This window comes from Tautonia plasticadhaerens (genome assembly GCF_007752535.1).
Taxonomy (GTDB): domain Bacteria; phylum Planctomycetota; class Planctomycetia; order Isosphaerales; family Isosphaeraceae; genus Tautonia; species Tautonia plasticadhaerens.
Map to the genome: position 1 here is coordinate 5025352 of NZ_CP036426.1, position 12431 is coordinate 5037782.

Genomic DNA, 12431 nt, shown 5'->3' on the forward strand with positions numbered 1-12431 from the left:
TCGGCCGCGCCGGATACGAGGTCGATTATCAACGGATTATCGATGGGACGTGCGTTGGACGCGAGCGCAGAACGAGCAGTCGCGCTGCAACTCTGGACGATCAGGGACGCGATGGCTTCGGGCGTGGACGAGGCGTTGGGCCGCGTGAAGGCGGCCGGCTTCTCGGCCGTCGAGGTCGCCCCGCTGTCACCCGGGGTAACGCCGAAGGACCTCGCCGAGTGCCTCGATCGCCACGGACTGGCCGTCGCGTCGATCCACGGCGATTTGCCCACGGCCGCGAACATCGGCCAGTGGGAGGAGGTCGTCCGCGTGTACCGCTGCACCAAGATCATCTGGCACGGCTGGCCGCGCGACCCACGCTTCGATTCCCTCGCCGGGGTGCGGGAGCTGGCCGAGGCCTACGAAGGGGCGGGTGCAATCGCCCGTGACCGGGGCCTGCGATTCGGAATCCACAACCACTGGTGGGAGTTCGATCCGGTCGAAGGGACGTGGCCCATCCGGATATTCAACGAGCGATTGCACCCCGACATCTTCTGTCAGCTCGACGTCTACTGGGCCCGGACCGCCGGCGTCGACCCCGCGGACGCGCTCCAGGAACTGATGCCGCGGCTCGGTTCGCTCCACTGGAAAAACGGGCCGGCCGTCCACGGCGAGCCGATGACGGCGCTCGGGCAGGGGACGATCGAGATCCCGCGCATCCACCGGTTGCTGGCGCATCCGGTCGACTGGGTCATCGAGCTCGACGAGTGTGCCACCGACCCGCTGGAAGCCGCACGCCAGGGGCGATTGTATCTCGAATCCCTGCGGGACGCCTCGGGTCAGGCCGATCCCAGGCCGTCTTGACCGGACGCCGCCGGCAGCTTGCGGGCGAGCCGCATCGAGTCGGATGGACGACGGGGCCTGCTGTGGACCAGGCAGCGGGAAGTCGGGCCCCTGGATATGGCGGATGAGTCCTCCCGAGAGCCGGCAGCCCCGCTCGATACCGTGCATCCGGGGCACGTGCTCCTGCAGTGCGTAGCATCGTTCGGGGGACTGGCTGGCGTGGGCGAAGCACGCCCGTCGCCTCCTCGGGTCCGCGCCCGTGATGTCGACGTGGTGCGTCGGGGCGAACTGGACCGTGTCCTCGCAGCCGGTCACCACTTGGGGGTGAATTGAACCGCCCCGACGATCCGCCGCACGCCGGTCGAGGACTGGAGCCTCAATCGTCCCGAGGATCTCGGCATCAGGAGGATGGAGGGACCGGCTCGTCACGCGGTCCGCCACACGATCCTTGACGGGCGAGTTGATCCGGGGTTCGATGAACATCCGAGGGGCGTCCAGCCTGGCAGAGCTGGCGACGGAGGCCGTTCGATGCAGATTCACGAGCGACCCGATGGCCATCGAGAGCGTCGGGTGTTTCTCGCGTCCGCAGGCCTCTTGCCCGCACTCGCCGCACTCTCCCGCGCCTCGATGTGAACGGCGGCCGAAAAACGTGGCGCGGGGCGGTGACCGGCGGGCGGTCAAAAAAACGTAGCGCCCATGGTTCCCCTCACGGAGACCGGGCCAGGCTTGAGGGTGGCTCCACCCCCTCCCTGACTCGGCACCGCGAGGTCCTTGGGTGTTCACCGACATGGAGAACTGGGCCGAGATCCGCCGTCGCGTCCTCGTCGACGGCCTGGGCAAGCGGGCCGCTTGCCGCCAGTACGACATCCACTGGGACACGCTCCAGAAGATCCTCCGCCATCCCGAGCCGCCGGGCTATCGCCGGGCCTCGCCCCGGCCCCGGCCCAAGCTCGACCCCTTCCTGGGCGTCCTGCACCAGATCCTCCAGGACGACAAGAAGGCCCCCAGGAAGCAGCGGCACACCGCCAAGCGGCTCTTCGAGCGGCTGCGTGACGAGCACGGCTATACCGGCGGCCTGACCGGCATCAAGGACGCCGTGCGGGCCTGGCGACGCAGTCACACCGAGGTCTTCGTCCCGCTGACCCATCCGCCCGGCGAGGCCCAGGTCGACTTCGGCGAGGCCGAGGTCACGCTCGACGGCCGGCCCACCAAGGTGGCGGTCTTCGTCCTGACCCTGCCGTACTCCGACGCGATCTACTGCCGGGCCTTCCCGAGGGAGTGCACCGAGGCCTTCCTGGAGGGCCACGTCCGCGCCTTCTCGGCCCTCGGCGGCGTCCCGCGTCGCATCAGCTACGACAACTCGAAGATCGCCGTCGCCAGGATCACCGGCAGCCGCGACCGCCGGGTCACCGGCGAGTTCCTCCGGCTCAAGAGCCATTATCTGTTCGAGTCCCACTTCTGCCTGGTGCGGCGTCCCAACGAGAAGGGGCACGTCGAGACGCTCGTCGGATTCGCCCGCCGCAACTTCCTCGTGCTTATCCCGGTGCTGCATGACGGCCTGGAGGGGCTCAACGCCCGGCTCGAGGCCGACTGCCGCTCCGATCTCACACGCAGGCTGCGGGGCAAGCCGGCGTCCAAGGCCGAGTTGCTGGCCGAGGAGCGCGCGGCGATGCTGCCACAGCCGGCCGAGGCGTTCGTCGCGGCACGGGTCGAGCAGCCCTTTGCCGACTCGCTGTCGCTGGTCCGCTTCGACGCCAACGACTACTCGGTGCCGACGCAGCTCGCCTATCGCCAGGTCACGGCCATCGGGACGGTCGACCTCGTTCGCATCGTCGTCGGCGACCGCGTGGTGGCGACTCACCGCCGGAGCTGGGGCCGCGAGGGCGTCTTCTACGAGCCGGTCCACTACCTGGCGCTGCTGGAGCGCAAGCCGGGGGCCTTCGACTTCGCGGCGCCGCTGGCGGGCTGGGAGCTGCCCGTGTGCTTCGGCGTGCTGCGTCGCCGGCTGGAGGCCGAGTTCGGCGGACCGGGGACGCGGCAGTTCATCAAGGTCCTCCGGCTGCTGGAGCACGCCAGCCTCCGGGAGCTGACCCGGGCCGTGGAGGCGGCCCTGGAGCTGGGCACCGCCGACGCCGATGCCGTGCGGCTGATCCTCGAGCACCGCCGCGAGCGGCCGGTGGGCCTGTTCTGCCTCGACGGCCGACCGCACCTGAAGCTGGTCAGCGTGCCGGTCCCCGACCTGGACGCCTACCGGCGCCTGACGGCGGAGGTGCGGCCATGAAGAAGATCGAGGCCAAGAGCACGGTCCTGCTGGGGCACCACCTCAAGGCGCTGAAGCTGCCGACGATGCACGCCGAGTGCGAGAAGGTGGCCCGGCGCTGCGCCGCCGAGAATGTCGACCACCTCGGCTTCCTGCTGCAATTGTGCGAGTTGGAGCTGATCGAGCGGGAGCGGAGGTCGGCCGAGCGGCGGCTCAAGGCGGCGCGATTCCCCTCGATCAAGGCGCTCGAGTCGTTCGACTTCGCGGCGGCCCCCCGGGTCAACAAGCCGCAGGTGCTGGAGCTGCTGCGGTGCGAGTACGTCGAGCGGCGGGAGAACGTCCTGCTGGTCGGCGGCCCGGGCACGGGGAAGACGCACCTGGCGACGGCCCTGGGCGTCGAGGCGTGCGGCCGGGGCAAGCGGGTGCGGTTCTACCGGGTCACCGAGCTGGTCACGCAGTTGCTGGAGGCCCGGGAGGATCGGCAGCTGGGTCGGCTGAAGGCGCAGCTGGCGAAGCTGGACCTGCTGATCCTCGACGAGCTGGGGTACGTGCCGGCGAGCAAGGCCGGCGCCGAGCTGCTCTTCGACGTGATCAGCCGGGCGTACGAGCGGAGTAGCGTGGTGGTGACGTCGAACCTGCCGTTCGAGCAGTGGACGGAGGTGCTCATGAGCGAGCGGCTGACGGGGGCGACGCTGGACCGGCTGACGCACCGGTGCACGATCCTGGAGACGGGCGGGGAGAGCTACCGGCTACGTGCCGCCCGTCGCCGTCGCAGCGGTGAAGTGGTCGACGCCGCCTCGGGAGGGAAGTAGCCTGGACTGACCGGGCGCCACGTTTTTCAGCCGCCCCGCGCCACGTTTTCCGATCGCCGTTCACAAAACCGTACAAAATGAAGAATATCAACATGCATGGTAACGCAAATCTGGCGTCTACGCCCCATTCTCGCTCGAAACGCTCGCTGGCGTACATTTGGAATTCCCGACGGGCGTTGCCGGCCCACAACGAGAACCCATCATCCACAAGGAATGCCGCCACCGCGATGGCAGAGAGTAAGCTCGCGAGGATCAGCATGTCACTTCCCGGCCGGAGCTCGAAGACCGACTCTCCCAGACGTTCCAGCCTGAAGCTGATGAACGCCTCCAGGCCTAGATACCAGATCACCCCCAAGGCCACGGCTACGACGACGCAGGCGTAATTGCACAGCAACAGCGGGTTTTCGTACCTCTCCCTGAGGATCTCAAACACCTCCTCCTCCAGGAGGACCCTGGCCGGGAAATATCTCGCGCCGCCGATCCACCCGAGGATCGCGATCGTCGGGAGCACGATGGCCACCAAGACAATCGCGAAATTACTTATCATCCTTTTTTTTATTATTTTCATATATTATAACAGTTCCGGCGTGGACTGGGGCGTATCCCGAACTTCGGGGGCGAGGGTGGCGGAATCACTCGCCAAGTCTTTCGGAAATACCTGTTTGCGATTATGCCAGTCGCTATAGAGCCCCAGGCCGAGCATGAGGACACCGGAATAGGCCATCAGGGCCAGCACCGAGGCAAACTCGCGTTCGGATGGTTTGCCTAGGACGAGCCATATACCAAATGCCACATTAGAAGCCCTGACAAAACCGGGTGAATCACATCACATCCTGGTGGAGGATACGGAAGCAGATGACACAGGCCGCCAGGGTCGTCCAGGTGTCCTGGATCACCCCCAGCCGGTCGTACCGCACCCGCATCCGCCGCAGGCCCTTGATCCAGCCGATCGTCCGCTCCACCACCCAGCGGACCTTGCCCAGCCCGCTGCCGTGCGGTGTCCGACGCTTGGCGATGTGCGGCTCGATGCCCATCCAACGCAGTAACGCCCTCGTCCCCTCGCTGTCGTAGCCCCGGTCGGCATACAGGTCATCCGGCAACTGCTTCGGCCTGCCCGGTTTGCCGGCGACGCTCGGGAAGTCGAGCACCAGCGGGATGATCTGGCGGTGGTCGCTCTCGTTGGCCCCGGCGGTGCGGATCGCCAGCGGCACTCCGGTGCGACTGACCATCACCGTGTGCTTCGTGCCCTTCCTGCTGCGGTCGACGGGGCTCGGGCCGGTCGCCTCGCCGCCGCCGAAGGCCCGCACCGTCACGCCGTCGACGACCACCGTGTCGGTCTCCAGCTTGCCAGCCTTGCGGAGCAGCCTCAGCAGGTCGGCATGGAGGCGGTCCCAGATGCCGGCCTCCTCCCAGGCCCGCAGCCGGCGATGGGCGGTGCGACCTGAGCAGCCGAGTTCCTGCGGGACATCCTCCCAGCGATTGCCGGTGGCCAGGACGAACCAGATGACACGCAGGGCGACCCGGTGCCCGATCGGCGGACGCCCGCCGTAGGGGCCGATGGCCGGTTCCGGCGGCAGGTGGTGGGCAACCAGATCGAAGAACTCGTCCGGCATGTGGGCGCTCGCCATGGTGGTGTCTCCTTCGGTTCGGAGGAAAACAGCACCAGGGCGCAAACTCCATGCCACACGGTTTTGTCAGGGCTTCTAATGCACCAGGAAGGCTAGTGGTCGTCCGCTATTGAGTTGCCGGGTATAGTCGGTGCAGTTTGATCCGGGCATCCGCCGTGGTGAACTGCCACCGAATGCCCACCATCCGCTCGTTGCGGTCCTCCTCCCACGCCGCGACCTCCCGCTTCAGTTCCTCGCTCGACCCGATCCGCCGGTCCAGGCACTGCCTCGCCAGCACCGACAGCTCGATCTCCGCCATGTTCAGCCAACTCCCGTGCTTCGGCGTGTGGTGGATCTCCAACTTCCCGGCGATCCGACGGGCCCGCTCCGGCGGGAACGCCTCGTACAGCGAGGCGATCTTGTGCGTGTTCAGGTTGTCCATCACCAGCACGACCTTCTCCGCCTCCTCGTGCACCTCCTCCACCAGCCAACGCACCACCTCGGCGAAGTCCAACGCCGTCCGACGCTCGGTGACGTGGACCGCACGCCACCCCAGCAGCGGCATCGTCACCATGAACAGGTTGGCCGTCCCGTTGCGGACGTATTCGTGATCGAACCGCTCGAGCCGCCCTGGCGCTGCCGGGATCGGCACGACCGTCTCGCCGATCAGTTGCTTGCTCGCCTCGTCGAGGCAGACCAGCGGTCGCGTCTCGTCGTAGGGCCGGTGGTAGACCTCCAGCACGTCCTCCATCGCCGCCACGAACTCGGCGTTCGCCTCCGGCGGGATGCACCACTGCTGCTTCAGATGCGGCCTCAGTTCGCTTTTTTCAAAGAGCGGCGCACCGTCTCGTCGGAGATCGAGGGGACGATCTCCAACTCGACGAGCTTGTCGGCCAGCAATCGCATCGTCCAGGCCTTGCGGCCGTCGGGGGGCTCCGAGCAGGCCAGGGCGATCAACTTCGCCTCGGCCCGGCCGTCGAGGGCCCGCTGGCGGCTGGGACGGGCCTGCGTCTTGCGGACCAGGGCGGCCTCCAGGCCCTGCTCGACGAACCGCTGGCGGACCCGCTCGATGGTGGCGACAGAGACCTCGACGGCCTCGGCGATGCGGTCGTCGGGCCAGGCGGGCCCGCCCTCGGCGGCATCAGCCTTGAGGAGGATGCGGGCATGGGCCAGTTTCAGAGCGGAGGCCTTGCCGGCGGAGATGAGATCGAGGAGGGCCTGGCGTTCGTCGGCGGTGAGCGTCACGATGTACTTCTTCATGTCGATGCTCCTGAAGCGGTTAGGGCTCCAGGAGAACCGATTGCAGCCCATCCCTCAAGTCGTCAGTGGCCGACCACTAGTGCCATTCGTCGACCACACCGACGCGCGCAACTGCGACACCGGTTTTCGAGACCGGCAATCTTCGGAGTCTATAGCAAGGAAAACGGGCCGGCTCGATGAACGCCGGCTGCATCCCCACCGGGGCTTCTCCTGGAGGCACTTGCCGATGGATCTCGGTTCCTCCGCGTTCCTCCACAACATTTGGGAGCGGGGCGAAGCGTTGCCGGGGGCGTCGACTGGAAGCTTGATCTCACCTCGCCGGGATCCGGCACCAGCGTGGCTGATCAACCCCAGCGGGGGGAGAAACCTTCGACGTGCGCGGCCGACTCCCGTATCAGGCCTTCCTCGGCAAGTCGCGCCACCATGGCCGCTCGGGAGCAGACACCAAGCTTGGCAAAGATCCGCCGCAGGTGAGTGCCGACGGTCCACGAACTAATTTCAAGTACAGCGGCGATGGTCTTATTGGGATATCCCTTGGCCACCATCCGCGCGATCTCGCACTCGCGCGGGCTCAAGACCAACACCGCCCGCGGGGGTTCGGGCGGGGCCTGCACGAGCAGGCAGCGGACGCCGTTGACTTCGACGTCCAGCAGGACGACCAGCAGTTCGCCGTCGAGGTGGCGCAGGGTCGCCTCGGGTCGCCGGTCCGCCGATCGGCCGATCAGCTCCTTGACTATCAAGGACACTAGCTCATCGTCGGCGTTGGTCCCCTCGGTCGCCGGGGACGATCCGACGCGTCCATCCCGCGACTTCGCACCGACCGGATCGCCTTTGAGTGCCGCGCGGGCCATCGTTTTCCCTTCCCGACAATGGTGGATGAGAATCTACCCACGGACGTATGCTACATCCCCCTTTCAGGACGCATTCTTGAACCCGGCGCTTCCCGATCATGACGGACGCCCGGGAGCGATGCAAGAAAATGCAGGCCATTCATCCCATAGATTGCCGTGAAGTGTAGGGCCAGTCTCGGCGATTATAGCGACGCCGGGCAATGCCCCTGTCGCACGATCGGGTCACACTCGTTCGAGTGACCCGGGACGGGGGAGCCGGAAGGTGCGACTTCACCGGTCCGGGCGGGCCGTTATCTTTGGGATCGGACCAGGAGTCCGTCCCGGTGCCTCGCACATCCCGTCGGGGACGTCCGGGCCGCGAGGGGAAAGTCGCCGGGGTCGGCGAGCGGCCGACCACCCGCAAACCCGAGGGGGGCTGCCATGAGGACGCAACGCGACGGCGAGCCGGAATGGGAACTCGAAGGGGAATTCGAGGGCGAGTTCGAGGGCGAGTTCGAGGGCGAGCAGTTCCTCGGTACGGCCGCCCGGGGCATCGGCGGCATGCTCGGACAGGGCGAGGGCGAGTTCGAGGGCGAGTTCGAAAGCGAGTTCGAGGGCGAGTTCGAAGGGGAGTTCGAAGGGGAGTTCGAGGGCGAGTTCGAGGGCGAGCAGTTCTTCCGACGGATCGCCCGGGGCATCGGCGGCTTCATCCGGCGGGCGGCCCCCGTGCTCCGATCCATGGCCCGGGTCGCGGCGCCGATCGTCGGGACGGCGGTCGGGGGGCCGCTCGGCGGCATGATCGGCCGCGTCGCCTCTCAGGCGCTGGGTGAGGAGGAATTCGAGTTCGAGGGCGAGTTCGAGGGCGAGTTCGAGGGCGAGTTCGAGGGCGAGTTCGAGGGCGAGTTCGAGGAAGAAGCGGCGACGGCCTCCGCGCCGAGGACGCTCCAGCAGGCGTCGGCCGAATACATGGCGGCGGCGGCCTCCCGAGTCCCGACCGAGGCCGAGGCCGAGGCGATGATCGGCGCGGCGACCATCGCGACCCTCTCGCCGGCCGATCGGGCCGCCCTGCGCCGGGTCCTACCGCACCTGGTTCGCGGCACGGCGATCCTGACGCGGCTGCTCCGCCGCCGCCAGCTCACGCGACCGGCCGTCCGCGTCGTGCCGACGATCGTCCGCCGCACGGCCACCGTCCTCCGACGCCGCGCCGCTTCCGGCCAGCCGGTCACCCGGCGCACGGCGGCCCGCGCCATGGCATCCCAGACCCGCCGCGTCCTGGCCAGCCCCCGGACCTGCGCCACCGCCCTGCAGCGCAACGTCACCGCCACCCGGGCCGCGACGCGCCCCGTCCGCCGACGCCCGAGCTGAACCCGCGACCGACCAGCGCCGGGAGGCGAAGGAGGATCGAGCATGTATCGGCCCGCAGCGGAATTCGAGTTCGAGACCGAATGGGAGGCCCTCCAGGAAGGGGAGGCCGAGTTCGAGTTCGAGGGCTTCGGCGAGTCGGAGACCGAGGAGTTCTTCGGTCGCCTGATGGGCCTGGCCCGCCAGGCGGCGCAGTCGCCGACCCTGCGGCGGATCGGCCTGACCGCCGCCCGGACGGCCCTGCGCCGGGGATTGCCGGCCGTCGGCGGCTACGTCGGCGGGCTGCTCGGCGACCAATCCGCGGGCGCCCGCATCGGGGCCAGCCTGGGCGGCCAGCTCGCCGGCCTGGTCCCCCAGCGGGAGTTCGAGGGCGAGTGGGAATCCGAGGCCCTCCTCAACCCGGTCCGCCGCGTCTACCCCGACGCCCTGATGGAGCACCTGGGGCACGCGGCCACCGAGGCCGAGTCAAAGGCCGAGGCCGAGGCGTTCCTCGGCGCCCTGATCCCGCTGGCCGCGCAGCTCATCCCGAGGGTGGCGCCCACGATCATCCGGGCCGCCCCGGGCCTGATCCGCGGCGTGGCCGGCGCCGCCCGGACGCTCCGGAGCAATCCGGCGACCCGGCCGCTGGTCCGCGCCCTGCCGACGATCGTCCGCCGGACGACCGCCAGCATCGCCCAGCAGGCCGCGCAGGGCCGGCCGGTGCCGCCCCGGGCCGCCGTCCGGACGCTGGCGCAGCAGACGGCCCGGGTCCTGTCCAGCCCGTCGCAATGCGCCCAGGCGTATCGGCGATCGCGTGCCCTGGACCATCGCTATCACCGGGCCACGGGGACGCCCGGCCCCGGCCTGCCCGCGGGCGGCCGCCTGCTCTACCCGCGTTGAGGGCAGACGGAGGGAGGGACGTGCCGATGGACATCGAGACCGGTCTCCCCGAGCCGAACGGCAAGGCCAAGCGCACCCCGCGACCGGATCAGCCGACGACCGTTGCGACGGGCCGAGCCCCCGCGGTGCTCCGCCCCTGGCTACGGGCCCAGGCCGTCAATATCGCCCGGCACACCGCCGCCCTGCGGCCCTTCCGCACCGGCGAATTCGGCACCGCGCCGTCGGCGCCGTCCGATCCGCACCTGGAGGCCGCCAACGGCCTGATCTCCTCGCTCCGCGCCGGGCTCAAGCGGCTCTCCCGGGGGGTGGCCCAGGCCGCCAGCGACGCCGGCCGCGACCCGACCCCGGCCCGACTCCGGCGGCTCGTGATCCTCAAGGAGCGGGCCCACGACCGCGTCCGCTCCACCGAACGCATCTGGGACTTCTACTTCGAGCTGTTCGGCCAGCGGCAGTCGCAATACGGCCCCTGGCTGCTCGGCTGCGACCGGATCGCCCTGGATTGCTACCGCTATTCGTACCTGGGCCTCGGCACGGCGCGGTCGATCCCCGCGCCGCCGCCCTTCTCGTACATGAGGACCGGCTTCTCGCCCGCGACCTTCCGCCGCGGCATCCCGCTCCGGCGCCTGGGCAAGCAGCTCAACCCGTTCCCGCTGGTGCAGCTGCCCTACCACCGGCTCGTCAACCCCTGGACGCTCGGCGCGGTGCTGCACGAGGTCAGCCACAACCTCCAGAACGACCTGGGCCTGGCCGAGGCCATCCCCCGGGCCCTCGCCCGTCGGCTGATGGACGCCGGCTGCGGGCCGATGGTCGCCGCGACCTGGACCCGCTGGAACCGCGAGATCTTCGCCGACCTCGCCGGCCTGCTCCTGGGAGGCCCGGCCGTCGTCGGCTCCCTGCTGGACGTCATCGGCCGGTCGCCCGCCGCCGTGCTGGGCTTCAACCCCCGGGGGCCGCACCCGACGCCCTACCTCCGGGCCCTGATCAGCACCGAATTGCTCCTCCGGATGGGGTTCGTCGACGAGGCCCGCGGCTACCGCCGCGCCTGGATGCGGATCTACCCCAACCCGAGTGCCGGCGGCCTCCCCCGGGCGCTGCTGAGTTCCTTCGCCGAGGTCAACGCCCTGGTGGTCGACACAGTCTGCTACCGGCCGTACCCGTCGCTGGGCGGCAAGAGCCTGGCCGCCGTGATCCGCTTCGAGGCGAAGGAGCAGCAAATGATCGAGGAGGCCGCCGGGCGGCTGGCGGCCGGCACCGACCCCGGGGTCGTCCCCGAGCGGTTCCTGATCGGCGCGGCCCGCGTGGCGCTCGATCGCCGGCTGGCTCGGCCAAGCCTGATCACCGAGAACTTCTACAAGGAGCTGACCAGGAGGTGAGCCGGTGGCGTTGGAATCGGCCTTCCAGGATCTCTGCGAGCGGACCCGACGCTGCCTCGACGCCGCACAGGCCCTGCGCCTGACGGTGGTCGAGGACCGCCCCCTCCGGGACGGGGCGCTGCTGGCGGACTGGCTGGGAGACGCGGCCGAGGGGCTCGTCGGCGACCTGGAGCAGGCGCACGGGGCGGCCGTCGAGGCGTACCGGGCCGCCGCCCTGGCCCGCGACCTGGCCCTCGCCCGGCGGGCGCTGGCGACCTGCCACGAGCGCACGATCGCCGCCTCCCTCGGCTACTCGGCCGAGCTGGGCTCCTACGACCGCCTCTCCGAGCTAATCCGCCTGGGACGGCGCCGCAAGGGGGAGTGGCGGGCCTGGTCCGGCAGCGTCCGCGAGGCGCTCGACGCCTGCCCGCCTCCGCTGGGCGACCTGAATCAGGCGCTCTGCTCCTGCTGGCAGGAGCTGGCCGAGCGGGCGACCCCGCCCCCCATCACCGTCCACGCCATCGGCATCAGCAGCGGGCCGCCCCGGATCGACGACGAGCCGATCCTCGGGCGACGCACCCCATGAACCCGCGAGAAGATCGGCAGTTCGATCGGCCCGGCCCGGTCGTCGCACGAGCAGCATCCGCAAGATGAGGGCGGCACCATGGCGAATCACGACCCGCAGGATCGGCCCGAGGATCGTCCACCCGAGCCGGGCCCGATCGACGACTCCACCCCGACGCTCGAAGGCCAGGCTCCCCAAGACCCCACGAACGGAGCCGGCGAGGCCGCCCCGCCATTCGAGGGCAGTGCGGACGACGACGTCCGCGTGCAGCCGATGGAGCACGGCGAGTTCGGGTCCGAGACGCAGCCCGGGGAGGAGGTCCCCGACACATCGTTCACCGAGCCGCAGCATGAGTTGATGGCCGGGAGTTTCGGGGATCGGTTGCAGGCCGGATCGCCTCCGGGGGAGGACCTCGAACACGCAATGCAACCGGACGAGGACGATGTGCCCGGCGGGGTGAATCGCCCGGCCTGGGCGTATTTCGAGGGGTTCGGGACGCAGGAGGGGGCCGGGGCACTCTCGCCGGGACCGGCGTGGCCTACGTCGGACGAATCCGGCCCGTTCGCCGGAGGACGCGAGGAACTTCAAGCGGACGAGGTCCGGGAATCGCCCCGTCTGCATCCCGTGCTCCAGGCAGAGGATCTGCGATCATTCTCCTTCGATCAGGAAGTTGACACCTCCG

General features: G+C 69.4%; 10 protein-coding genes. 7 read left to right on the plus strand and 3 right to left on the minus strand.

Translation table 11 applies throughout. The annotated features are described in order from the left end of the window. The first annotated feature begins 54 nt into the window (after positions 1–54). The 3 genes from ElP_RS20070 to istB all read left to right on the plus strand — a co-directional run bounded on the left by ElP_RS20070 (position 55) and on the right by istB (position 3894). Positions 55–843 carry a sugar phosphate isomerase/epimerase family protein gene (locus ElP_RS20070; protein ID WP_197446199.1) on the plus strand — a complete coding sequence of 263 codons (789 nt, stop codon included), beginning with the start codon at positions 55–57 and terminating at the stop codon, positions 841–843. Positions 844–1597: 754 nt separating this feature from the next. Beyond that, on the plus strand, positions 1598–3103 hold the full coding sequence (gene istA / locus ElP_RS20075) for an IS21 family transposase (protein WP_145272299.1): 1506 nt from the start codon (positions 1598–1600) through the stop codon (positions 3101–3103). Next, positions 3100–3894, plus strand: a complete 795-nt coding sequence (gene istB, locus ElP_RS20080; RefSeq protein WP_145272301.1) for an IS21-like element helper ATPase IstB — start codon at positions 3100–3102, stop codon at positions 3892–3894. The genes istA and istB overlap by 4 nt, the downstream gene beginning before the upstream one ends. Positions 3895–4715: 821 nt before the next feature. On the opposite strand, the gene ElP_RS20085 is transcribed toward istB, so the two are convergent. The 3 genes from ElP_RS20085 to ElP_RS20095 all read right to left on the minus strand — a co-directional run bounded on the left by ElP_RS20085 (position 4716) and on the right by ElP_RS20095 (position 7612). Next, positions 4716–5522, minus strand: coding sequence for an IS5 family transposase (locus ElP_RS20085; protein ID WP_145272303.1), 807 nt, complete (start codon positions 5520–5522; stop codon positions 4716–4718). Between the two features lie 106 nt (positions 5523–5628). Next, a protein-coding gene (locus tag ElP_RS20090) for an IS630 family transposase (RefSeq protein ID WP_145268065.1) occupies positions 5629–6761 on the minus strand; the annotation gives its coding sequence in 2 pieces (ribosomal slippage) (positions 5629–6323 and positions 6323–6761; 1134 coding nt in all). Positions 6762–7105: 344 nt separating this feature from the next. Beyond that, the gene (locus ElP_RS20095) at positions 7106–7612 is read right to left on the minus strand and encodes a response regulator transcription factor (RefSeq protein WP_145272305.1); all 507 of its coding nucleotides are present in this window, start codon (positions 7610–7612) and stop codon (positions 7106–7108) included. 420 nt (positions 7613–8032) lie between these two features. Here ElP_RS20095 and ElP_RS38385 point away from each other — a divergent pair, with 420 nt between their 5' ends. Genes ElP_RS38385 through ElP_RS20125 form a run of 4 tightly spaced genes read left to right on the plus strand, consistent with a single transcriptional unit; the run spans position 8033 to position 11770 of the window. Then, complete coding sequence (locus ElP_RS38385) at positions 8033–8956, plus strand: hypothetical protein (protein WP_197446200.1); 924 nt, start codon at positions 8033–8035, stop codon at positions 8954–8956. A 42-nt stretch (positions 8957–8998) separates the two neighbouring features. Continuing rightward, entirely contained in the window at positions 8999–9832 is an 834-nt protein-coding gene (locus ElP_RS20115; protein WP_145272311.1) for a hypothetical protein, read from the plus strand. A gap of 26 nt (positions 9833–9858) precedes the next feature. Next, complete coding sequence (locus tag ElP_RS20120; protein ID WP_197446201.1) at positions 9859–11205, plus strand: hypothetical protein; 1347 nt, start codon at positions 9859–9861, stop codon at positions 11203–11205. A 4-nt stretch (positions 11206–11209) separates the two neighbouring features. After that, positions 11210–11770: a hypothetical protein gene (locus tag ElP_RS20125; RefSeq protein WP_145272313.1), complete on the plus strand. Its 561-nt coding sequence runs from the start codon at positions 11210–11212 to the stop codon at positions 11768–11770. Positions 11771–12431: the final 661 nt, after the last annotated feature.

Bases quoted from the DNA above. Each gene is read 5' to 3' on its own strand.
- ElP_RS20095 (WP_145272305.1), bottom strand. From the start codon at position 7,612: ATGGCCCGCGCGGCACTCAAAGGCGATCCGGTCGGTGCGAAGTCGCGG.
- ElP_RS20115 (WP_145272311.1), top strand. From the start codon at position 8,999: ATGTATCGGCCCGCAGCGGAATTCGAGTTCGAGACCGAATGGGAGGCC.
- istB (WP_145272301.1), top strand. From the start codon at position 3,100: ATGAAGAAGATCGAGGCCAAGAGCACGGTCCTGCTGGGGCACCACCTC.
- ElP_RS20120 (WP_197446201.1), top strand. From the start codon at position 9,859: ATGGACATCGAGACCGGTCTCCCCGAGCCGAACGGCAAGGCCAAGCGC.
- ElP_RS20085 (WP_145272303.1), bottom strand. From the start codon at position 5,522: ATGGCGAGCGCCCACATGCCGGACGAGTTCTTCGATCTGGTTGCCCAC.
- ElP_RS38385 (WP_197446200.1), top strand. From the start codon at position 8,033: ATGAGGACGCAACGCGACGGCGAGCCGGAATGGGAACTCGAAGGGGAA.